Origin of the sequence: Dactylosporangium sucinum (genome assembly GCF_014647515.1) — a bacterium.
GTDB classification, from domain to species: domain Bacteria; phylum Actinomycetota; class Actinomycetes; order Mycobacteriales; family Micromonosporaceae; genus Dactylosporangium; species Dactylosporangium sucinum.
The window spans coordinates 1-22,290 of sequence record NZ_BMPI01000104.1; the positions used below are offsets into that span (position 1 = coordinate 1).

Genomic DNA, 22,290 nt, shown 5'->3' on the forward strand with positions numbered 1-22,290 from the left:
AACCCCCCACAAAACCGCGGCCGTCAGGCTGCGGAGCTAGAAACAGCTCTTGTGCGGCGCGAAGCGACGCATGGGGGTGTGGGGTGGGAACCCCCCACAAAACCGCCACGGAGCTAGAAAACCGAGACGGATTGGTCATCGTGCAAAGACCCGAGGTCAGTGTCGTCATCCCGACCCGCAACCGACCCGAGCTGGTCGTGCGCGCCGTGCGCAGCGCACTTGCCCAGACCGTGCGGGAGATCGAGGTCGTCGTCATCATTGACGGGCCGGACCAGGCCACGGTTGCAGCGCTGAAGGCGATCGGCGACGAGCGGATCCGCCCGATCGAGCTGCCGGCGTCCGGCGGCGCCCCGGCAGCACGCAACCACGGCGTCGACGCGGCGAACGCCGACTGGGTCGCGTTCCTGGACGACGACGACGAGTGGCTGCCGGAGAAGCTCGCCACCCAGCTGGCCCGGGCCCGGGCCGCCGACGTGCCGCTGCCCATCGTCGGCAGCCGGCTCTACATGCGCACGCCGCGCGCCGAGCTGATCATGCCGCGCCGGGTGCCGGCGCCCGGCGAGCCGATCAGTGAGTACCTCGCGGTGCGCCACGGCTTCTTCCACGGCGACGGGTTCATCCAGACGTCGACGATCATGGCGCCGACCGCCCTGCTCAGGAAGGTGCCGTTCGCCGTCGGGCTGCGCCGCCTGCAGGAGCTCGACTGGACCCTCCGCAGCCTGCAGGAGGAGGGCGTCGACCTCATCTACGCCGAAGAGCCGCTCGTGGTCTGGTATGCGGACGAGAACCGTCCCCGGATCAGCTTCGACGCGCCGTGGAAACAGTCGCTGGAGTGGCTGCAGCAGACCCGGCCGCGGGTGACCCCGCGCGCCTACGCGGCGCTGGCGATGAGCGTGGTCGGCTCGATGGCCGCGGCGAGCCGCAGCCCGCGGGTCTTCTTCGACCTGCTACGCGAGGCGCGGCGGCACGGCAAGCCGAGCTTCCACGACTACGTGACGTTCCTGCAGGTGTGGCTGGTCCCGGCCGGCCCGCGCCGGATCGTGCGCGACTTCTTCCTGAGCCGCCAGCGCGACAAGGGCGCGACCGCGCAATGACCCGGGCCCGCCTGCTGACGTTCGCCGCCGTGTCGGTGGTCGTCGCGCTGCTGGCGGCCGGTCTGGAGTACGGCCGCACCGACTCCTTCGGCCAGTCCGCCGCCGCGTTCGCCGCGGCGCTCATCGCGATGGCCGTGGCGGGCCTGGCGCTCAGCCTGCCGGGCCTGTCGCTGCAGGGTGGCGTGCTCGGCGGCCTGTTCGTGCTGGCCGGCATGCTCACCTGGACCTCCACCGACCGGCCGATCATCATCTGGGCGGTCCTCGGGGTGGAGGTCGTCGTCTTCGCCGTGTGGGCGTGGCCGTGGCTGGCCAACAGCCGCTCGCTCCCCCGCCTCGGCGCCGCCTGGCTGGGCCTGGCCTACTGGTTCTTCGGCATCCTGGGCGCCCTGCTCGTGGCCCACCCCAAGGTGGCCGGGCAGCGGGTGGCCTACGCCGGGGTGTTCACCCTGGCGGTGCTGGCGATCGTCGCCATCACGTCGAAGAAGCGCAAGGACCTCAGCGTCGGCATCGCGGCCGCGATCCTGCTGGGCATCGCGGCCCTGCTGCTGACCGGCGCGGGCAGCCTCTTCGACGCCCGGCACGCGATCCCCGACAACGCCTCGGCCCGCTTGATGACGGACCGCTTCTGGGGCGGCCCCGGGCTGTACTACCACCCGAACTCCCTCGCCGGGTTCATGGTCATCGCCGGCATCCGGATCGGCTTCGACCGCGCGTTCGCCGCCTGGCAGCGGTTCGGCGTGGCCGCCCTCGCCGCCCTCGTGCTCTCCATCAGCGACTCCCGCACCGGCTTCGTCTTCGCCACCGCGGCCGCGGTGCTCTACGCCGCGGTGACCCTGTGGCGCCGGCACGCCGATGCCGAGCGCGGCCGGTCCGCCTGGATCGCGATGGCGACCCCGTTCGTCGTGCTGGCGATCGTGTTCACGGTCGGCGGCGGCAGCCAGTTCATCTTCAAGGACCGCTTCAACAACGGCGGCGGCGACGTCACCAGCGGCCGCACCGACACCTGGCGCCAGGTCTGGGTCGACTGGAAGGGCGCCGGCTGGGCCGAGAAGGCCTTCGGCGACGCCCGCACCTCCCGCGCCGTGGTCGAGCGCCTCGACGACGGCAACCCGCCCGAGGGCCCGCGCCGCCAGCTCAACACCGACAACGCCGCGGTCGGTGCCTTCCGCCGCGGCGGCGTCCTGGGCGCGGCCGCGTTCGGCCTGGGCCTGGCCCTGCTGCTGTGGCACGCCGCCCGCCGCCGCCCCGACGGCTCGATGCCGGCCCTGTGGTTCACGGTGGCCGCCGCGGCGGCGGTCCCCACGATCGCGACCGAGGACTGGGTGCTGGGCGGCACGAACGGCGCCATCTGGCTGGTGCTGGTGGCCGGCGAGACGCTGGCGGTGCGCCGCTCGGACCCCGACGCCGCCCCGGTCGAGCCGGTGCCCAGCCCGGCCGAGCCCGCCCTCCCCTAACCCCTCACCGCGTCGATCTTGCAGTTGTGGTGCCTCCCAAAGTGGGACATCTTGGGAGAGCCTCGGCACCACAAGTGCAAGATCGACGCAGCTGAACGGGTCAGCGGGGGCGGATGGCCCAGGTCACCTCGCCCGCCTGGCCGCCGGGCCAGGCCGACGGGACGTAGAAGTCGCAACCCTTCGGCGGCTCCATGCACAGCACCGCGTCGACGCTGTCGATCGACGCCGCCGGGCGGTCGGGCTGCAGGGACTGCAGCGACACGAAGTCGCGGTCCGGGAGGAGGACCCACCACGGGTACTCCCAGGTGTTGTAGCCCTGCACCAGGCCGATCCGGTGCGCGCCCGCCGCGCGGACCGCATCGGCCGCCGTCGTGTAGTCGGCCTGCCACGCCGGGCGGCGGACGAAGCGCTGCTCCAGCTCCGGCGTGGTGAAGATGTTGTCCTGGCCGACCAGGCGGCGCGGGAAGCCGACCGACACCGCGGCCGCCCCCGCCAGCGCGCCGGCCGCCAGGACGCCCGTCATGGTCCAGGAGACGACGCGGCGGCGGTTCGACAGGAGCGGGTCCACCCACAGTGCCGCCAGCGGGGCACCCATCAGCAGGAGGAACAGGATGAGGCGGTTGCCCCACGGCTGCCACTTCACCGTCACCACGTAGGCGAGGACGGCCACCCAGAAGAGGGCGGCGTACAGGCGGGGGCCGCCGCGGCGGAACAGCAGGACCGCCGCGCCCAGCAGCACCAGGGCGCCCTGAATCGGGAAGGAGACGCGGTCCTCGTCCGGTGGCCAGGAGCGGTACGGGTAGGTCGCGCCCCAGTACGTGATGTCGCGGCCGGACGGGTCCACGCCCAGCGCGTCGGCCAGGCCGACGATCGCGCCCGAGCCCACCGGGCCCAGCGGGGTCTGCAGCGCCGTCTCGCTGATGCGCAGCGCGTTGATCAGCACCGCGGCCGGATCGTGGCGCTGCATCGAGATCGAGCCGCGCAGGTGGTCCGGGCCCAGCGGGTTCTCGTACGTGGTCTGGACCCGCCAGAGGTACGGGCCGGACAGCAGCGCCATGCAGGCCACCAAGGCGAGGCCGCCCAGCACGCCGCGCAGCGCACCCCGCCTGAGCTGGGCGATGCACCACACAGCCAGCAACGGGCCCGCGGCCAGCAGGCCCGTCGCCTTGGTCAGCAGGGTCAGGCCGGCGGCGGCGCCGATCAGCAGCACCGCCGGCCACGGGGTGCGGCGGTGCAGCTCGTCGAGCACCAGCGTGGCCACGGCGCCGACCCAGAGGGCGACCACCAGGTCGGTCTGAGTGCTCGTCGCCTCCAGCAGGACCATGGGTGCGGTACCGAAGACGAGCGCCGCCAGCAGCTGCGCCCGCCGCGCACCGCCCAGCTGCGCCGCGATCCGGGACGCGATCAGCGCGCCGCCGACGCCGGCGGCCAGCTGCACCAGGTTGTACAGCGCGTCGCCGCCGGTCAGCAGCCGCAGGTGCAGCAGCAGGTACTCGGCGCCGGGAGCCATCGCCAGCTGCCGATCGGCGATCGTCGGGTAGAAGTCGACGTTGCCCTGCGCGACCCAGTGCTCGATCTTCGGCAGGTGGTAGGTCTGCGAGTCGAAGTTGTTCGGCGGCGCGACGACGGCGACGACAAGATCGACGAGAAAGAATCCGCCGAGCGCGACCACCATCAGCCGCTCCAGCAGCCCGAGGTCGCGCCAGAACGGGCGCCAGGCCGGGCGGGCGCGGCGGAACGCGACGGCCGCGAGACCGAGGACGAGCAGCCAGAGGACCACCACGGAAACGCGGTGCAATGCGTCGAAAAGGGACAGTCCCTCGACCGTCAGCACGGCCACCACGGCGACGACGATCCCGGCGCGGATCAACGCCAGTCGGGTCGGCGCGACGATCACCGGGCTAACGTACCCGACCGTGCTCGCCAGAGGGCCACCACGAGCCCCAACAGCACCAGGGACCCCCCGAGGGTGAGGACCAGCCGCCAGTACCCCTCACTGACCAGGTCGGCGGTGTCGTCACCGGGGCCGGAGACCGTCGCCGCGACGGTGGCGCCGGCCGGCAGGTCACCCAGATTTGTGAACGACACCGCGGCCACGTCGAAGGGGCCGGTGAACCGGCCGTGGCAGCGGTAGGTGTCGCCGTGGCGACCGTAGGCCTCGAAGCTGCAGCCGGTGACGGTCACCGTCCCGCGTGTCTGGTGGCGGTCGTGCAGCGCGCCGCGCACGGCGATGGTCAGCAGCCCGGCGACGCCGAGCAGCAGCAGCGCGGTGACCCCGATAGTCCGCACCGCGTCACCGTACCGCTAACCCGCGTCGATCTTGCACCTGTGGTGCCTGACAAACCCGGACAAGACCGGAGTGTCGCGGCACCACAACTGCAAGATCGACGCAAAAGGGAGGGGTTAGAGGCGCTCGACCACTCGCCCGCTGCAGCGGTTGCGGGTGTCGAAGATGTACCGCGCGTGCTCCTCGACGAGCGCGTAGTCGAAGTCGTCGTGGTCGGTGAGCAGCACGACCGCGTCGGCCGCCATGATCTCGACCGCGTTGAGATCGACCAGCGTCACGCCACCCAGCGTGCCGACGTCCCGGGGCGAGGCGTGCGGCTCGACGGCCCGGACGTCGGCGCCGAGGTCGACCAGCAGCTCGGCGACCGCCCGGGCCGGCGACTCGCGCAGGTCCCCGACGTTGCTCTTGTAGGCGAGGCCGAGCAGCAGGACGCGGCTGCCGTTGACCGGCTTGAACCGGGTGTTCAGCCCGGCCGTCAGCCGCTGCACCACGTACCGCGGCATCCCCTCGTTGACGTCGTTCGCCAGCTCGATGAACCGGAACCGCTGCCCGACCTCCCGCTTCACCTGCCACGAGAGGTACGAGGGGTCGATCGGCAGGCAGTGCCCGCCGACGCCGGGCCCCGGGTCGAACGCCATGAAACCGAACGGCTTCGTCGCCGCGGCACCGATCGCCTCGCGGACGTCCACGCCGAGCTGGTTGGCCACGATCGCCAGCTCGTTGACGAGCGCGATGTTGATGTGCCGGAACGTGTTCTCGAAGAGCTTGGTGAGCTCGGCCGTGCGCGGCGCCGAGACCGGCACCACCCGCTGCACGAACCGCTGGTAGAAGCCGGCGGTGGCGGCCAGCGACCGCTCGTCGATGCCGGAGACCAGCTTCGGCGTGTTGTCCAGGTGCCAGGTCGGGTTGCCCGGGTCGATGCGCTCGGGGCTGTAGCCGAGGTAGAAGTCGTCGGGGGTGCGCAGGCCGCTCGCGTGCTCCAGCAGCGGCCGCAGCACCTGCTCGGTGGTGCCGGGGTAGGTCGTCGACTCGAGGATGACCGTGCAGCCGGCCCGCAGGTGCGGCGCGAGCTGCAGCGCGGCCTGCTCGATGTGGCTGATGTCGGGCACGCCGTCGGTGAGCGGCGTCGGCACCGTGATCGCGCACACGTCGAAGCCGGCCGCGTCGGCGTAGTCGTCGCTGGGCCGGTACCGCCCGGTCTCCAGCGCCCGCGCGAGCCGCGCGTCGGGGATGTCCTCCACGAAGGACAGTCCGGCGCCGAGGGCCTTGACGCGGTCGGTGTCGGTGTCGAGGCCGACGACGTCGTCGCCCGCTTCGACCGCTCGGATGGCCAGTGGCAGGCCGACGTAGCCCTGCCCGATGATGACGACTTTGCCCATGATCATCCTAAGGTGGGAACACTCGACCCGCCGGCGCGGCGGGCCGGCGGGTCGAACGCGGTGATGGTTACGGCGTGCGGCGGCGGCGCGTCAGGAGGGTGCTGCCGACCAGGGCGGTCAGGCCGAGCAGGCCGGCGACCGCCTCGGCGCCGTAGGTCTTGTGCTGCTGGGTCTCGGCGGCGCCGGCGACGAGACCGCTCTCGGACGCCGACAGCCGCAACGGCGACCAGCCGCCCCAGAACGGCCCGAAGAAGCGGGCCGGACGGTCGGCGTCGTGGCCGTCGTACCGCGCCGGGTTGCCCAGCGGCGTGCCGGCGAAGAAGTCGTCGCCGCCGAACGAGTAGCCGCGCCAGGCGAGCACGCGCACGGTGACCGCGGCCGACTCGCCGGACTTCTTGCCGGTGACCCGGATCCGGGCGTAGCCGGGCAGGCTCAGCCGCACCTTCGCCGAGAACTTGCCGTTGTCGTCGGCGCGCCGGTCGCCCTTGATGCTCACGCCCCACGGGTTGTCGTACGTGCCGGAGTTCGGCGTGATGCGGTACTTGACGCTGATCGAGATCGGCTCGCCGGGCAGGAATCGGCGCCCGGAGAGGCGCACGGCGTCGCCCGGTGCGATCGAGGCCGAGCTGACCCGGATGGCCGGATCCGGCGCCGGGTAGGCCGCGTTCTGGGCGGCGTTCTGGGCGGCGGCGCCACCCGGGTGGTGGCCTTCCGGCTCGGCTTGCGCGGCGGTCGGTGCGCCGAGGACGGCCGCGGCGACGATGGCGCCGGCGGCGGCGGTCAGTGCGGATGCTGTTCGAGCTCGCATTGCTGGCTCCCTCTCGTCTCCCCGGATCTCACGTTAACCCGCAAATCCACCCGATAGGGGTGATTCGGACTAAGCGCAACTTTCACTTCGAGCACGCCTCGCCGGGCCGCACCTGGACCGCCCACGGGCCGATGCCGGGCGTGGTCACCAGCCGCGGCGTGACCCGCCCGCCGTGCAGCGGACCGGTGATCAGGGCGAGCTTCACCGTGCTGCGGGCGCCCGGGGCGAGGTCGACGGTGAGGACCGCGACCGTGCGGCCCTTGTCGTCGCCGGTACCGAAGTCGACCGGCACCCCGTCCTGCACGGCCGCGACCGGAGTCCCGCCCGTCGGCGCGTACACCATCACGTTGGTCCGCACGGTGTACGCCCCGGCCAGGCCGAGGCCGAGCACGCTGCGCGGCAGCCCGGCGCGGGGCGCGTTCGAGCCCAGCGTCACGACCAGGCCGAGCTGCCGCGAGCCGTCCTCCAGGCACGGCCCGACGCTCAGCTCGACCGACCGGGTCAGGTAGTAGCCGAGCTTCGCCCCGGTGCCGTCGTTGAGGAACACGCCGACGGTCGGCCGGTCGCCGTCGTCCGCGGGCAGCGTGCCGGCGAACACCGCCCCGGCGATCGCCTCCTGCTCCTCCGGACGGGCGCTCCAGGCCAGCAGCCGCCGCTCCCCCGCCGCGCGACTCAGGGCCTGGTACAGGTCGGCGCCGACGGGCGTCCGGGTGACCAGGCGGTCGAAGACGGCCCGCGCCGCGCCGGCGAAGTAGGCGTCCTGGTCCGTCTCCGCGCCGATCGTCAGGTACACCTGGGAAAGCAGCTGCCGGACCGCGTTCTCGGCGGTGAGGGCGGGGCCCGACGGCACCGGCACCGGGCCGGTCGCCCGCAGCAGGTACGACAGCGCGACCGGGTCGGTGGCGAACACGCCGTCGACCGACACGCCGGAGCGGACGCGGTACATCTCCCGGGCCAGCGCCGCCGCGGTCGGGAAGTCCGGCGTGAGGTTCACGTCGGCCGGGAAGCGCCCGAGCCGGTCGGTGTGCAGCTCCTCCTGGTCGGGGTCGAGCGGCAGCACCGGGGCCGGGAACGTGCCGAGCGTGGCCGCCGCCGTGCCCTGCTCGACGATGCCGATCGCGCCGTGGTCGGCCCTGAGCACCACGAAGGCGCCGGGCATGCCGCCGGTCGCACGCACCTCGGCCAGGTTCTGGAACAGCACGAGGTAGGTGCGGGGGCCGTCGACGCCCAGCAACGCCGGCAGCAACGACGCGGCCCGGGCGGCGGCCGGCAGCAGGGGCGCCACCCGGTCAAGGCCGGCGATCACCTGCCGGACGGCGGCGCGGACCCGTGGGTCGAGGCCGTCCTGGTCGACCGCGCCGAGCCGGGCCCGGGCGTCCCGGGCGACGTTGACGGCCGCCGCGATCCGCGGTGCGGCCTCCCGGATCCGCGACAGGCCGGAAGGTTCCTGCCGGGCGGTAGCAGACAGACCGTCGGCGGCGTCCAGCATCGGCGGCAGCACCCGATCGGCCAGCGCGTCGACGGCCGCCGCGACCGCCGACACCGCGTCGAGGTCGTCGCCCGCCACCGGCAGCGAGCTGCCCAGCCACCAGCTCGGCCCGCGGGTGTCGGCGTGGGCCGCGCCGGTCTGCCGGCGCAGGTCGGCCGCCGTCTCCCGGGCCGCCCGCAGGTCACCGGCCCGCAGCTGGGTCTCCAGCTCCCCGGCGAGCGCCGCCGCGCGCTGCAGGTGCCCGGCCGCGGACGACGCCACGGTCAGCAGCCGCAGCCCCACCCCGCCCACGACGAGCACGAACACCACCGCGCCGAGGAGCGCCTTGCGCCTACCCGAACGTCTGGTCGGCACCGCCGACCACCTCCTCCACTCGATCGGGGGCGGTGAGCACGCGCAGCGCGCGGTAGAAGCCGGTCCGGCGCCGCTCCAGCGCGTCCGCCGCGTAGTGGCCGGCCCGGGCCAGGTTGCGGGCGGACGCGGCCGCCATCGCCCGCGGGTCGGCGACCAGCGCGGTGATCGCGTACGCGAGGGCCACCGGATCGCCCGGCGGCACCAGGTGCGCACCGGAGAGGAGCTCGGGGGTGCCGCCGACCCGGGTGCCGATCGCCGGCAGGGCGCGGGCCATCGCCTCGATGAGCGCCCGGGGCAGCCCCTCGGTGCGCGAGGGCAGCACGAAGAGGTCGGCGTCGTCGAGGTACCGCCGCACCGCCGGCCCGGACGGCACGGCACCGGCGAAGGCGACCCGGCCGCCGAGCCGCCGGTCGCGGACCAGCCGCTCCAGGCCGGCCCGGCAGCGGCCGTCGCCGAGGTGGACCAGGTGCGCCTCCAGCCCGGCCCGCACCAGCATCGGCAGCGCCTCGACGAGCGTGTCGATCCCCTTGTACGGCGTCTCGAGCGAGCCGACGGAGACCAGCCGGACGGCGACCTTCGGCGCGCCGGCCGGGCGCGGGCGGTCGACGAACGCGTCCGGGTCGAGCTGGATGCTGGAGTAGGCGGCGGTCACCGCCCCGGTGGCGGCCGGGTAGCGGGCCTGCAGCGCGCGCTCGGTGACGTAGGCGACCGCGGAGGCGCTGCGGCACTGGGCCCGCAGCCGAGCGGTGAACCAGGACCGCAGCACCGGCCGCAGCGGATGCCGCAGGGCGCCGGGGGCGAACACGTCGTGCGGGTCGCCGACGACCTCCAGCGCGAAAGCGCGCCGCGAACGCCGCAGCCGCCGGTGCAGCAGCGAGCCGATGGCCGACGGCACCCGCAGCAGCACCGCGTCGCCGGGGGCCAGACACGAGCGCAGGGCCGCCCGGACGCGGCGCAGGCTGCGGAGGTACTGCAACGGCCCGACGTAGTGCGGCACCGCGTGCACCTCGACACCGTCGCCGTCGACGCGCTGCGCCTCGGGCGGGCGCCCGGTGCGCTCCTGCACCCGCGCCACGACCCGGACATGATCAAAAACCGTCCGGTATCGCTGCCAGAACGCGTTCGCGGCGCCGGTGGTCGTCCACACCCGGCCGTCGGGCGTGCGCACGTAACGCTGCTCGGTGCTGACCACTAGGCGCACGTCGGAACCGCCTCGCGGGCCTGCACGGAGACCAGCCGGACGACCCCGTAGAAGACCAGCCCGTAGACGATCGTCTTGAGCAGCGACGCGCTTTCCCCGCGGAAGCCGTACATCCAGGCGACCGTGAACAGCAGGCTGAGGTAGGCGTAGACCGGCGCGCGGTCGATCCGGTTCAGCAGCAGCCGGTGCACCAGCGTGAGCCCGGCGAAGAGCACCGGGATGCCGGCGAGGCCGAAGTTGAGGTACGCCTCGCCGGTGAGCGAGAAGCCGTAGCCGGAGTCGCTGCCCGGCGCGTAGCGGTCGACGAGCCACTCGGACAGCGGCACCTGCGGCTGGCCGGGCACCAGGTTGACCAGCGCGTGCAGGTACGAGGCGCCGTGCTGGTACGGGTCGACGGAGGGGACGTGGGTCATCACCCACGTGTCGACGAAGAGCACCGAGCCCTGGTTGAGCAGCTGGCCCGCGTCGGTCGGGCCACCGCCCCGCAGTCCGAAGAGGACGGTGGCGCCGAACAGCAGCGCGATCCCGGCGACGATCGGCCGGGTCATCGACCGGCCGCTGGTCAGGTCCCGGTGCAGGATCAGCGCGAAGAGCACGAAGACGAAGTCGCGCTCGCCGGTCGTGAGGCAGTAGACGACGTAGAGCACCAGGTTGAGCCGGTACGCGAAGCGGCCGACGCTGGTGCGGGCGGCCAGGAAGTACAGGCTGCAGGCGAGCATCTCCAGCAGCAGGTAGTCGTAGTGGCCCGGGCCGGCGACGCCGATCCGATCGAGCTTGGTGCCGGCCAGGAAGCCGCTCCCCCCGAGGATCAGCACACCGGCCGCGTACAGTGTCAGGGCGGCCAGCACCACCGGTACCAGCGGATAATGATGGTCCACCATGGACGTCGACGGGTCGCGCAGGTCGCGGCGCTGGCGCACCAGCAGGCCCGCCGCGAGCACGCCGGCGAACGCGAGCAACAGCCCGAGGCTCGCCTGTCCGATGAGCATCGTGTTCGTGCCGAAGTAGATCGAGCCGCCGAGCAGGTAGCTGACGACCGGCCCGAAGCCGAAGACGAAGAAGTAGGCGGCCAGGTAGGCCAGCAGGTCGCGGCGGCCCCCGACGAGCAGCAGCACCGGCACGGTCAGCCCGGCCGCCGCCACCGTGTACCAGGGGTCAAAGTGCACGCCGCAGCACCTCCCACTTCGCCAGCGCGTGGACGGCGGCGGCGCCGGCCGTGGCCCACGCGGCGCCGGTGACGCCGTAGCGCGGGACGAGCACCAGCGCGGCCAGGACGGCGACCGCGAGCACGGCGGCGTTGACGGCGAGCTGGCCGGCGAAGCGCCGAACCGCGGAGAGGGCCGCGTCGAGCATGAAGCAGGCGGCGCCGAGCGCGGTGGCGACGGTGAGCACGGTGAGCGTGGTGCCGTGGCCGGCGTACTGCGGCCCGTAGACGGCCCGCAGCACCCGCGGGCCGAACAGGTCGGCCGCCCACACTGCGAGCACGCCGGCCACGGCGACGCCGATGAGCGCGTGGCGGACCAGCGCCTCGAACCGGGCGTGCGCGCCCGCCGCCCGCAGCTCGGTGAGGCGGGGCAGCAGGGTCTGCGCGACCGCCGAGCACAGCACGTTGCCGGTCAGCACCAGGTAGCCGGCCGCCGCGAACGCGCCGAGCGCGGCTGCTCCGAGGTCGTCCTGCAGCACGTACCGCGGCACGTTCGCGGTGAGCGAGGTGATCCCGGAGGCGATGCCGAGCGGCAGCGCCGTCCACAGCAGGGCCGGCACCCCGCCCGCGGCCCGGTGCGTGTGCCGGCGCGGGACGAGCGCCGCCGGGTCGGGCCGGTTCCACCAGCGGCCGGCCAGCGGCGCGGCCACCATCAGCCAGGCGATGAGCGACGCGCCGGCCGACCCGGCGGCGGCCCAGGCGACGCTGCTGGTGCCGTAGAGCAGCGCCGCGGTGAAGGCGATCGTGAGCCCGCCGTTGGCGAGCTGGGCCAGGGCGACCCCGCGCTGGTCGTGGTGGCGCTGGAGGTGGCCGAGGTAGATGTCGCCGGCGCCGTCGAACGCCTTGGCCAGGCCGACCAGCAGCACGACCGCGACCGGCAGGTCGAACAGCACGACGACGACGCCGATCGCGACCAGGGCGGCGCCCATGGCGACCAGCCGCACCCGCAGGTAGCGGCGGAACGGGTGCTCGCCGGCCGGGTCGGTGACCAGCACCGTGCGCAGCGACAGGTTGGCCAGCAGCATGACGGGCGCGCCGACGGCCAGGCCGAGCGCGTAGTCGCCGACCATCGCCGGCGTGCCCAGCCGCGCGACGACGACGAGCACCAGCCACTGGGCCAGGGCGTAGCCGGCGTTGCCGGCGAGGCCCCAGCCGACGTTCCCGGCGAAGGACGGGCGTTTCCGGGCCGTGACCGCCCGGTGGCGGACGACGGTCATGCTCTTCGGACCCGTTCGAGCAGGTCGGCAACGGCCCGCGCGGCCGGCTCGTGGGCGAACCGGGCGACGGTCCGCTCGCGGGCCCGGGCCGCCCGCGCGGCCAGGGTGCCGGCGCGGAACTCGTCGTGGGCCTCGCGCAGCGCCTGGACGAGCGCGGCCACGTCGTCGCGCGGCACCAGCCAGCCGGACGCCGGGTCGACGGTCTCCGGAAGCGCGCCCGCGTCGGAGACGATGCTCGGCACGCCCATCGCGCCGGCCTCCAGCGCCGCGCCGTGGTTCTCCGACAGCGACGGGCTGACGCTGACGTCGGCGGCGGCGTAGCAGTCGCGGACGTCGAGCACCGAGTCGTACCAGTCGACGGTCTCGGTGCACAGCGCCTGCAGCTGCCGTTTGTACGCCGCACCGGCCGGGCCGAAGCCGCCGCCGAGCAGCACCAGGCGGGAGTCCGGGCGCTCCCGGGCGAACTCCCGCCAGGCCTTCAGCAGCACGTCGTGGCCCTTGATGCCGCGGCCGCGGTGGGTGAGCCGCTTCGGCGGGTAGACGTACGCGACCATGCAGACTACGAACGTGTCGTCGGTGACGCCGAGCGCCCGGCGGCCGGCCGCGCGGTAGGCCGGCGACGGCGGGCTGAACCGCTCGACGTCCACGCCGTAGGGGATCGCCGTGGTCCGGGACGCGCCCAGCGCCCGGTAGCGCCGCTCGGTGTGCCGGCTGCCGCCGATGACCACGGTGTCGAGCCGGCACAGCAGCCGCTCGACCGCCCGGATGAGGCGCGACTCCAGGTAGAGCGGGCCGGCGACCATGTGCACCTTCGGCACGTCCCAGCCGAGCGTGGCCAGCCGGACCGCCAGCGCGGACGCGTAGAGGTGGTAGTGCAGCACGCCGGGGTTCAGCCTCTTGAGCTGGGCGCGCAGCCCCAGCAGGCCGCGCAGCCCGCGCAGGCCCGGCCGGAACCGGAAGTCGAACGCCGACTGCACCACCTCGATGCCCCGGTCGTGCAGCGCCTTGCGCAGCCGCCCCTCGTGCCCCGGGGGCAGCACCGCGACCGCCTCGTGTCCCCGGGCGCGCAACTCGTCGAGGTGCGGCAGGGTCCACAGCCCGCCCTCGTCGGTCTTGATCACCATGGCCACCCTCATGCGCCCTCCGCTTCGCTCCGGACCCCTCATCGGGCCGGGACTCCCTTCACGGTCGCCTTGGGGTCGACGTCGCGGGTCACGCAGGCGCCGGCGCCGACCGTCGCGCCCTCGCCGACGCGCCGGCCCTGCAGCACGCAGGCGGTGGTGCCGATGAGCACCTCGGGGCCGATGCGGCAGTCGCCGGAGATCGCGGCGAGCGGGTTGACCTGGACGAAGTCCGCCAGCTCGGTGTCGTGGCCGACGGTGACGTTCTGGTTGAGGTGTACGTGCCGTCCGATGCGGACGTTCGTGGTGACCCGCGCGCCGGCGAACGCCACGAACCCCTCGTCGACGACCGCGTCGGCGCCGATCGTGGCCGCCGGGTGGACCAGGTTCGCGGCCGGCAGCCCGTGCAGGCGCAGCCGCTCGTCGAGGCGGGCACGGATCCGCGGGTCGCCGATGCCGATGACGTAGCCGATCGACGGGCGCTCGTCGCTCAGCCGCGACGTCGGCCCGAGGAACGGCACCCCGAGCGCCGCGACCCGATCGAGGTTGCGCTGGCTCGGCCCGTCGTCGACGAAGCCGCGCACCGGCAGCCCGGCCGCCCGGGCGATCATGAGTAGCTCGCGGCCGTGGCCGCCGCAGCCGACGATGACGAGCCCGGTCCTCATGGCCGGCTGCCCTGGAACTCGCGGGCGGTCGCCACACCGTCGGCGGCGATACCCTCGCGGCGCAGCACCGTGCCCACGGTCTCGGCCAGGATGCGCAGGTCGAGGGCGAGCGAGCGGCGCTCGACGTACTCGACGTCGTAGGCGAACTTCTGCTGCCAGCTCAGCGCGTTGCGCCCGCGGACCTGGGCCAGGCCGGTGATGCCGGGGCGCACGTCGTGGCGGCGGCGCTGCTCGGCGGTGTACCGGTCGAGGTAGGCCACCGGCAGCGGCCGCGGCCCGACCAGGCTCATGTCGCCGCGCAGCACGTTCCACAGCGCCGGCAGCTCGTCGAGGCTGCTGGCCCGCAGGAAGCGCCCGGCCCTGGTGAGCCGCTCGCCGTCGGTGCTCGGGTCCGGGTTCGCGGCGCACCGCATCGACCGGAACTTCACGAGCGTGAACGGCGCGCCGCCGCGGCCGGCCCGCTCCTGGCGGAACAGCACGGGCGCGCCCATGGTCAGCCGCACGAAGACCGCGGTCGCGGCGATCACCGGGGCCAGCACGACCGCAGCGACGCCCGCGCCGACGACGTCCAGCATGCGCTTCACCGCCGCTCCAGGAACTCGTCGATCGCGGCGAAGATGCGATCGGGGTCGCGGATGGCCGAGCCGCTGGGCAGGTTGAGGCCGGTCGCGAAGAGGCGGTCGGCGGCGCCGGTCAGCCAGGCGCGGCGGCCGCGGTACACCGGCTGCAGATGCATCGGCTTCCACACCGGACGCGTCTCGATGTCGTGCCGGTCGAGGTGCGCGCCGAGCTCGTGTGCCTGCCAGCCGGCCTCGTCGGGGTCGACGACGATCGCCGTCAGCCAGCAGTTGGCGCCGGGGTCACCCGCGCCGAGCAGGCGCACGCCCGGCAGGCCGGCGAAGCGCTCGGCGTACCGCTCCCGCAGCTGCCGCCGCCGCTTGATCATCTCGTCGAGCCGGCTCAGCTGGGCCCGCCCCAGTGCGGCCAGCAGGTTGCTGAGCCGGTAGTTGTAGCCGACGTCGGCGTGCTCGTAGTGCGGTACCGGCTCGCGGGCCTGGGTGGCGAGGTGCCGGCAGCGGCGGGCGAGCCACTCGTCGTCGGTGACGACCATGCCACCGCCGGAGGTGGTCATGATCTTGTTGCCGTTGAACGACAGGGCGGCCGCCCGGCCGAACGAGCCGGCGGGCCGGCCGGCGTGGGTCGCGCCGAGGGCCTCGGCGGCATCCTCGATGATCGGCACTTCCAGGGCGGCCAGCGCCGTGTAGTCGGCGCAGGAACCGAACAGGTCCACCGGCAGGATCGCCTTGATCTTCTCCTGCTTGACCACCGCTTCGACCAGCGAAGCGTCGATGTTGCCGTCATCGGGCCGGCAGTCCACGAAGACCGGCTCGGCGCCCGTATAGACGACGGCGTTCGCGGTGGCCGCGAACGTGAGCGTCGGCACGATCACCGCGTCGCCCGGGCCGACGCCGAGCGCCAGCAGCGCCAGGTGCAGCGCGGCGGTGCCGGACGACACCCCGACGGCGTGCGCGGTGCCGCAGCGCTCGGCGATCTCCCGCTCGAACGCGTCGAGATCCGGCCCGACGGGCGCGACCCAACCGGACCGCAGCGCGTTGACCAGGTAGCGCTCCTCGGTGCCCGACATGTCGGGCGACGACAGGAAGATGCGTGTCACCGCGATCCGCCCCCATTGGAGTTGTCCGTGTTGCTGTTCGTGTGCCGGGCCAACCTCTGCCGGTCGGCGATGGCCGAGCGGCTGGCGGCGTGGCACGGGTTCGCCGCGCAGAGCGCCGGCACCCACGCGGTGCCGGGCCTGGAGATGGCCGGCAACGCGCAGGCGGTGCTGCGGGAGTTCGGCGCCGACCCGGCCGGGTTCCGCAGCCGCCGGCTGACCCCGCCCCTGCTGGCCGGCCCCGCGCTGACTCCCGGCCTGGTGCTGGCCGCGACCCGCGCCGAGCGGGCCGCGTGCGTGACCCTGGCGCCGGCGGCGGCCGGGCGGACGTTCACGCTGCTGCAGTACGGCCGGTACCTGGCCGCGCTCCCGCCCGGCGACGATCCCTTCGACCGCGCCGCGCTGTCGCGGGTGCGCGGGCGGCTGCAGCCCGCCGCGCCGGGCGACGACGACCTGGCCGACCCGATCGGTGGCCCGCTCGACGGCTTCCGCGAGTGCGCCGACACCATCAACCGCATCCTCAGCCTCCTCGCCGCCCGGCGGTGATCGGCTCGTCCGCGAGCGCGGTCTGGACCGGCGGATGGGGCCGTTCGGCCTCGCGCGGGCCGTAGTACGCGTAGGTGTAGCCGTCGCCGTCGGCGCCCTTCGCCGCGTTGAGCACGCAGCCGAACAGCCGGGCGGAGACCGCCTCGACCGCGGCGACGGCCGACTGCACCTGCGCGACGCTCGTCTTGCCGGCCCGGGTCACCAGCACCGCCCCGTCGGCGCGGCTGGCGACGACCGCGGCGTCGGTGACGACGAGCAGCGGCGAGGTGTCCACGACGACGTAGTCGTAGGACTCGCTGACCGTCGCCAGCAGGTTCGCCATCTGCTTCGAGCCGAGCAGCTCGCTCGGGTTGGGCGGGATCGAGCCGCTGGGCAGGACCCACAGGTCGCGGTCGCCCCAGCGCTGGACGGCGGTGTCGAGGTCGACCTGGCCGACGAGGACGTTGGTCAGGCCGACGGCGCCTTCGAGGTCGAGGTAGGTGGCGAGCCTCGGGCGGCGCACGTCGGCGTCGACCAGCAGCACGCGGTGCCCGGCCTCGGCGAGGACGATGGCGAGGTTGCAGGCGATCGTGGACTTGCCCTCGTCGGGCAGGGCGCTGGTCACCACGACGCAGCGGGCGCTGCGGTCGGGGTCGACGAACTGCAGGTTGGTCCGCAGGTGCCGGAGCGCCTCGCCCCGGGGCGACCAGGCCGCGTCCTCGACCAGGAGCGGTTCCTCCCTGGCCCGCGGATCCAGCGGTACCGCGGCGAGGATCGCCTTTCCGGAGGCCTGGCGCAACGAGGTGACCGACCGGACGGTGTTGTCGAGGATCTCCCGCAGCACGGCGAGCGCGGCGCCGACGACCAGCCCGACGAGCAGGGCCAGCCCGAAGTTGCGGGCCGGCCGGGGCCCCACCGGGTCGGTGCTGACCCGGGGGCCGCTCACGACGTCGACCCGCACGGTCGGGGTGTCGCCGCCCGGCGGGGTCTCCAGCACCGCGACCAGCGCTTCGAACCGCACGGCGACCGCCTGCGCGATGCGCAGCGCGCGGGCGCTGTCGGTATCGACGACGGTGACGTCGAGCAGCACGGTGTCGGGCACGGTGCGGGCGGAGAGGCGCCGCTTCACGCCGTCGGCGCCGAGTCCCACGCCGGGGTCCTGCGCGACGGCGCGGGCCAGCCGGTCGCTGCCGATGAGCGTGACGTACGAGCGGGCGCGCTGCTGCGAGAAGAGGCCGCCCTGGTAGGCGTCGGTGATCCCGCTGCTGGGCGTGCTGACGAAGAAGGTGACCCCGGCCGCGTAGGTCGGCGCCGTCGTCGCGGTGACGACCACCGCGCCCACCAGCGCCAGGCACGCCGTCGTGGCCACCAGCCACCAGCGTTTGCGGACCGCGCTGACATAGTCGCGCAGCTCCATGCGCCATGACCTCCCGTAGCCGCTTACTTACGAAGCGTTACACACGGGAGGTGGGCAAGAGATGAAACCGTCTAATTTCCCCGATAAGGTTTTTACCCGACATTCCCCCCGGCAATCGTGAAGAATGATCGCCATCCGACGCTGCGGGGGGATCGTGATGGACTTCCACCGACCGGCCGGACCAGGCGCTCTGCCGGCCGACCTGTGCGCCTGGGCGGGTGGCCTGGCGCTTGCCGTGGCCATCGCACCGGAGTGGCCCCCGCTGCCGCACGCCGTGGGCGCGATCCTCCTCGCTGCGGCGCTGCACACCGCGATCGCCTGGCCGGTGCACCTGTACCGCCGGCGCTACGACCGCGGCACCCTCGACGAGCTGCGCGCGGTCGGGCTGACCACGGCCGCGGCCGGCGCCGCGCTCTACGCACTCAACCCGATGCCGACCGCCCCGGCCGGCATCCCGGTCGTCGCCGCGATGACCGCCCTGCTCGGGATGGTCGCCGTGCGGGGCGCCGCGCGCCTGCGCCGGGAGCGCCGGTCGCTGGCCGGGCGGGAGCCCGTGCTCGTCTACGGTGCCGGCGCGGCCGGGCACCGGCTGCTGCGCTCGATGCTGCACGACCCGCACTGCCGCTACCGCCCCGTGGGCGTGATCGACGACGACCCGGCCAAGCGCAACCTGCGCATCGAGGGCGTGCCGGTGCTCGGCGGGCGGGCCTCGCTCATCGCCGTGCTGGAGCGCACCGGCGCGTCCGGGGTCATCTTCGCGATCCGCAACGGCGACGGCGCCCTGCTGCGCTCGGTCCGCGCGCTGGTCACCGCCACCGGCCGGGCGCTGTCGGTGCTGCCGTCGCTCGACGAGAGCCTCGACGCCTCCGTGGGCGACGTGCGCGAGGTGCAGCTGTCCGACCTGCTCGGGCGCCGGCAGATCGACACCGACCTGGGCGCGATCGGCGACTACCTCACCGGCAAGCGCGTGCTGGTCACCGGCGCCGGCGGGTCGATCGGGTCGGAGCTGTGCCGCCAGCTGTACCGCTTCGGGCCGGCCGAGCTGATGATGCTCGACCGCGACGAGTCGGCGCTGCATGCGGTGCAGCTGTCGATCCACGGCCGGGCGCTGCTGGACAGCCCGGAGCTCATCCTGGCCGACCTGCGCGACGCGGCGGCCCTTGCAGCGGTGTTCGCCGCGCGGCGGCCGGAGGTGGTGTTCCACGCGGCCGCACTGAAGCACCTGACGCTGCTGGAGCGCCATCCCGGGGAGGCGCTGCAGACCAACGTCATCGGGACGCTGAACGTGCTGTCGGCGGCCGCGGCGGCTGGCGTCTCCCGGTTTGTCAACATTTCTACGGACAAGGCGGCCAACCCGGTCAGCGTGCTCGGCTACTCGAAGCGAATCACCGAGCGGCTCACCGCACACCGCTCGACGGTCGCCGACGGCACCTACCTCAACGTCCGCTTCGGCAACGTCCTCGGCAGCCGGGGCTCGGTCGTCACCGCCTTCCAGGCGCAGGTCGAGGCCGGCGGCCCGGTGACGGTCACGGATCCGTCGGTCACCCGATACTTCATGACCGTCCAGGAGGCCGTCCAGCTGGTCATCCAGGCGGCCGCGCTGGGGGCCGGCGGCGAGGCGCTCGTGCTCGACATGGGCGCGCCGGTGCGCATCGACGAGCTCGCCCACCAGCTGGCCGCGCTGTCCACCCGGCCGATCGAGGTCGTCTACACGGGCCTGCGCCCGGGCGAGAAGCTGCACGAGGAGCTCTTCGGCCTCGGGGAGGCCGACGTGCGGCCGCTGCACCCGCTGATCTCGCACGTCTCGGTGCCGCCGCTGGACCCTGCTCTGGTGCTGGCCCTGTCGCCTTCCACGGCTCCGGCCGCACTGGTCGGCCAGCTGGCCGACCTGTGCGTGGTGCCGGCTATCGAGGTACCGACGCTATCTGCCGCGCATACCAGCTGACGGTCTCGCGGAGGCCGAACTCCAGCGGGACCGGACCGTGGCCGGGGAAGAGCTCCTCGAGCCGCTCGGAGTCGGCCTGCGAGTCGCGCACGTCGCCCGGCCGGGCCGGGTCGAAGACCACCTCGACCGGGAGGTCGACCATGCCCCTGATCCGGTCGACGAGGTCGAGCAGCGAGGTCCGCGTCCCGAACGCCAGGTTGACCGGGGTCGGGCTGGCGACCCGCCGCACGACGGCGTCGGTCAGCAGGCGCGCGACCGATCCGACGTACGTGAAGTCGCGCGTCTGCCGCCCGTCGCCGTGGATGTGCAGGGGCAGGCCGCGCAGCGCCGCGTCGGCGAACGTGGGGATCACCGCCGCGTAGGCGTGCCCGACCGACTGCAGCGGCCCGTACACGTTGAAGAACCGCAGCGCGAGCACCGGCAGCCCGTAGGTCGCACCGTAGGCGAGGACGGCGGACTCGGCGGCGAGCTTGCTGGCGGCGTACGGACTCTGCGGCCGCGTGGGCAGCTCCTCATGCTTCGGCAGCGTCCGGGTCGGCCCGTAGACGGACGACGAGGACGCGGCGACGAGGTGCTTGTCGTGGCGGCGGCAGGCTTCGAGGACGTTCACGGTGCCGGTGGCGTTGACCAGGTGGCTGCGGACGGGGTCGGCGACCGACCGGGGCACGGACGGCCGGGCCGCGAGGTGGATGACGGCGTCGCTGTGGGCCACGACGTCGTCGAGGGCGTCGGGCTCGAGAATGCTGCCGACGACGAGCTCGGCGCCGACGCCTTCCAGGTTGCTCTCGGTGCCGGTGGTGAGATCGTCGAACACCACGACCTCGTCGATGCCGGGATGCGCCACCAGCTCCCGGCAGAGGTTCCCACCGATAAACCCGGCTCCGCCGGTTACGAGCACTCTCATCGTTGCAGTCCAACGCCCGCGCGCGGCGGAAGGTGACGCATTACGGACTTTTTGGACCAAAGGTGCGAACGGCAGCCCGGAAGTCGCCGAGCGTCACCCATTCACCCGACCCGCGTCGAGCGCCGCACCCCAGCGCGCCGATCTTGCAGTTGTGGTGCCGGATAAACCCGGGCAATAACGTCCGAGGCGGGCACCACAACTGCAAGATCGGCGCTGTCAGGGGGCGAGGTGGGCGACCACGGCGCGGGCGAAGGACACCGCCGCGTCGCCGGCGTCCGCGCGGGCCGCCGGGGACAAGCCGGGTGGGCAGACGCCGTACACGGTCAGGGAGACGCCCGCGGGCGACGGGGGCACGCCCAGCACCCGGCAAGTGTCGAAGTGCGCGACCGGGGCGTAGTGCTCCGGGAGCCAGTCACCCTCGGGGACCTCGCGGGCCAGCCGCAGCAGGGCCGGGTCGGCGGCGTCAGTCGGGACGATCACGTCGCCCCGGCGGGTCGGGTGGGCGGCCGGCGCCAGGGCGACCGAGATCACCCAGCGGGCGCCCGCCGCCGCGGTGGCCGCCACGGCCACCGGCACCGAGGCGATCGTGCCCAGCGTCAGGACGCCGTCCGGCCGGTGGACGGTCTCGCGCGAGGGTGCGTCCACCAGGCCGGGCAGCGTGCTGATCAGCAGGATGTCAGGGAAGCTGCGCAAGCCTCGGGACGATCTGCTCGGCGACGCCGGTGACGAACTCGACCGGGTGACGGTCGGGCATGAGCATGACCTCCGTGATGCCCAGCTTGCCGAACGCCTCCACGTCGGCCAGCCAGGCGTCGACGTCCACCAGCGCCGGGCGGTTCACCAGCGCCGTCTTGACGATCGTGCCGTAGTCGCGGCCCTCCGCCGCGCAGTGCTCGCGGAGCACCGACAGCTTGTGCTCGACGTCGGCGGCCGAGCTGCCGAAGATGTTGCACGCGTCGGCGTACTTCGCCACCAGGCGCAGCGTCTTCTTCTCGCCGCCCCCGCCGATCATGATCATGGGGCGCGGGCGGGTCAGGGGCTGCGGCGAGTTCAGCGTCTCGGCGAGCCGGTAGTGGCGGCCCTCGTAGGGGCCGTTGTCGTCGCTCCACATCTGCAGGCAGATCTGCAGCGTCTCCTCCAGGCGCTCGAAGCGCTCGGCGACGGGGACGACCGGGACGCCCAGGCCGCGCTGCTCGCGCTCATACCAGGACGCGCCGATGCCGAGGCGGGCGCGGCCGCCGGAGAGCACGTCGAGCGTGCTGACGGTCTTGGCGAGGATGCCGGGGTGACGGTACATCACCCCGGTCACCAGCAGGCCCAGCGTCATCCGCGAGGTCAGCGCGGCGAGGTAGCCGAGCGTCGTGTAGCCCTCCAGCATCGGCTCCTCGGCAGGGGCCGTCTGTTCCATCTGGAAGAAGTGGTCCATGACGGTGAACGAGTCCACCCCCGCCTGGTCGGCGATCTGGGCGGTCTCGCGCAGGGTCGGTGCGATGGCGGCCGGCTCCGCCGGGGTCGAGTAGTTCCAGTAGTGCAGACCCAGCTTCATGGGCCAAA

Annotated in this window: 20 protein-coding genes; 4 read left to right on the forward strand and 16 right to left on the reverse strand. The window is 73.7% G+C overall.

Translation table 11 applies throughout. The features are described 5' to 3' along the window. Positions 1–140 precede the first annotated feature (140 nt). Together IEZ31_RS52045 and IEZ31_RS52050 are read left to right on the forward strand one after the other, a co-directional pair. Positions 141–1,094, forward strand: coding sequence for a glycosyltransferase family 2 protein (locus IEZ31_RS52045; protein WP_229837162.1), 954 nt, complete (start codon positions 141–143; stop codon positions 1,092–1,094). Further along, on the forward strand, positions 1,091–2,548 hold the full coding sequence (locus IEZ31_RS52050; RefSeq protein WP_190257607.1) for a hypothetical protein: 1,458 nt from the start codon (positions 1,091–1,093) through the stop codon (positions 2,546–2,548). The genes IEZ31_RS52045 and IEZ31_RS52050 overlap by 4 nt, the downstream gene beginning before the upstream one ends. Positions 2,549–2,648: 100 nt before the next feature. Here IEZ31_RS52050 and IEZ31_RS52055 read toward each other — a convergent pair whose 3' ends face one another. The 12 genes from IEZ31_RS52055 to IEZ31_RS52110 form a co-directional block, all read right to left on the reverse strand. Continuing rightward, complete coding sequence (locus IEZ31_RS52055; protein WP_190257608.1) at positions 2,649–4,445, reverse strand: ArnT family glycosyltransferase; 1,797 nt, start codon at positions 4,443–4,445, stop codon at positions 2,649–2,651. Continuing rightward, positions 4,442–4,837: a hypothetical protein gene (locus IEZ31_RS52060; protein WP_190257609.1), complete on the reverse strand. Its 396-nt coding sequence runs from the start codon at positions 4,835–4,837 to the stop codon at positions 4,442–4,444. The genes IEZ31_RS52055 and IEZ31_RS52060 overlap by 4 nt, the downstream gene beginning before the upstream one ends. A 114-nt stretch (positions 4,838–4,951) precedes the next feature. Then, on the reverse strand, positions 4,952–6,214 hold the full coding sequence (locus IEZ31_RS52065; RefSeq protein ID WP_308429536.1) for a nucleotide sugar dehydrogenase: 1,263 nt from the start codon (positions 6,212–6,214) through the stop codon (positions 4,952–4,954). 67 nt (positions 6,215–6,281) lie between these two features. Further along, complete coding sequence (locus IEZ31_RS52070; RefSeq protein WP_190257611.1) at positions 6,282–7,022, reverse strand: hypothetical protein; 741 nt, start codon at positions 7,020–7,022, stop codon at positions 6,282–6,284. An 82-nt stretch (positions 7,023–7,104) separates the two neighbouring features. Continuing rightward, on the reverse strand, positions 7,105–8,865 hold the full coding sequence (locus IEZ31_RS52075; RefSeq protein WP_190257612.1) for a DUF4012 domain-containing protein: 1,761 nt from the start codon (positions 8,863–8,865) through the stop codon (positions 7,105–7,107). After that, positions 8,843–10,066, reverse strand: coding sequence for a glycosyltransferase (locus IEZ31_RS52080; RefSeq protein WP_190257613.1), 1,224 nt, complete (start codon positions 10,064–10,066; stop codon positions 8,843–8,845). Before IEZ31_RS52080 ends, IEZ31_RS52075 begins: the two co-directional genes overlap by 23 nt. Then, positions 10,057–11,232 carry an O-antigen polysaccharide polymerase Wzy gene (gene wzy, locus IEZ31_RS52085; RefSeq protein ID WP_190257614.1) on the reverse strand — a complete coding sequence of 392 codons (1,176 nt, stop codon included), beginning with the start codon at positions 11,230–11,232 and terminating at the stop codon, positions 10,057–10,059. The genes IEZ31_RS52080 and wzy overlap by 10 nt, the downstream gene beginning before the upstream one ends. After that, the gene (locus IEZ31_RS52090; protein WP_190257615.1) at positions 11,222–12,487 is read right to left on the reverse strand and encodes a lipopolysaccharide biosynthesis protein; all 1,266 of its coding nucleotides are present in this window, start codon (positions 12,485–12,487) and stop codon (positions 11,222–11,224) included. Before IEZ31_RS52090 ends, wzy begins: the two co-directional genes overlap by 11 nt. Next, entirely contained in the window at positions 12,484–13,623 is a 1,140-nt protein-coding gene (locus IEZ31_RS52095; RefSeq protein ID WP_229837163.1) for a glycosyltransferase, read from the reverse strand. The genes IEZ31_RS52090 and IEZ31_RS52095 overlap by 4 nt, the downstream gene beginning before the upstream one ends. 26 nt (positions 13,624–13,649) lie before the next feature. Continuing rightward, positions 13,650–14,273: an acetyltransferase gene (locus IEZ31_RS52100; RefSeq protein WP_190257617.1), complete on the reverse strand. Its 624-nt coding sequence runs from the start codon at positions 14,271–14,273 to the stop codon at positions 13,650–13,652. Next, positions 14,270–14,848 (reverse strand): sugar transferase, encoded by a 579-nt coding sequence (locus IEZ31_RS52105; protein ID WP_190257632.1) that lies wholly within the window; start codon positions 14,846–14,848, stop codon positions 14,270–14,272. Before IEZ31_RS52105 ends, IEZ31_RS52100 begins: the two co-directional genes overlap by 4 nt. Positions 14,849–14,853: 5 nt before the next feature. Beyond that, positions 14,854–15,948 carry a DegT/DnrJ/EryC1/StrS family aminotransferase gene (locus tag IEZ31_RS52110; RefSeq protein ID WP_373294851.1) on the reverse strand — a complete coding sequence of 365 codons (1,095 nt, stop codon included), beginning with the start codon at positions 15,946–15,948 and terminating at the stop codon, positions 14,854–14,856. Positions 15,949–15,975: 27 nt separating this feature from the next. Here IEZ31_RS52110 and IEZ31_RS52115 point away from each other — a divergent pair, with 27 nt between their 5' ends. Beyond that, complete coding sequence (locus IEZ31_RS52115) at positions 15,976–16,491, forward strand: arsenate reductase/protein-tyrosine-phosphatase family protein (RefSeq protein ID WP_229837164.1); 516 nt, start codon at positions 15,976–15,978, stop codon at positions 16,489–16,491. On the opposite strand, the gene IEZ31_RS52120 is transcribed toward IEZ31_RS52115, so the two are convergent. Next, entirely contained in the window at positions 16,466–17,887 is a 1,422-nt protein-coding gene (locus IEZ31_RS52120; protein WP_190257618.1) for a tyrosine-protein kinase domain-containing protein, read from the reverse strand. The genes IEZ31_RS52115 and IEZ31_RS52120 overlap by 26 nt on opposite strands. A gap of 157 nt (positions 17,888–18,044) precedes the next feature. On the opposite strand from IEZ31_RS52120, the gene IEZ31_RS52125 reads away from it, so the two are divergent. Continuing rightward, the gene (locus IEZ31_RS52125) at positions 18,045–19,832 is read left to right on the forward strand and encodes a polysaccharide biosynthesis protein (protein ID WP_190257619.1); all 1,788 of its coding nucleotides are present in this window, start codon (positions 18,045–18,047) and stop codon (positions 19,830–19,832) included. Here the strand turns inward: IEZ31_RS52125 and IEZ31_RS52130 are convergent. From IEZ31_RS52130 to IEZ31_RS52140, 3 genes are all read right to left on the reverse strand, one after another. Further along, entirely contained in the window at positions 19,792–20,736 is a 945-nt protein-coding gene (locus tag IEZ31_RS52130; RefSeq protein WP_190257620.1) for an NAD-dependent epimerase/dehydratase family protein, read from the reverse strand. The genes IEZ31_RS52125 and IEZ31_RS52130 overlap by 41 nt on opposite strands. Before the next feature lie 216 nt (positions 20,737–20,952). Further along, positions 20,953–21,429, reverse strand: coding sequence for a hypothetical protein (locus IEZ31_RS52135; protein WP_190257621.1), 477 nt, complete (start codon positions 21,427–21,429; stop codon positions 20,953–20,955). Then, positions 21,413–22,282, reverse strand: a complete 870-nt coding sequence (locus IEZ31_RS52140) for an LLM class F420-dependent oxidoreductase (protein WP_190257622.1) — start codon at positions 22,280–22,282, stop codon at positions 21,413–21,415. Before IEZ31_RS52140 ends, IEZ31_RS52135 begins: the two co-directional genes overlap by 17 nt. Positions 22,283–22,290: the final 8 nt, after the last annotated feature.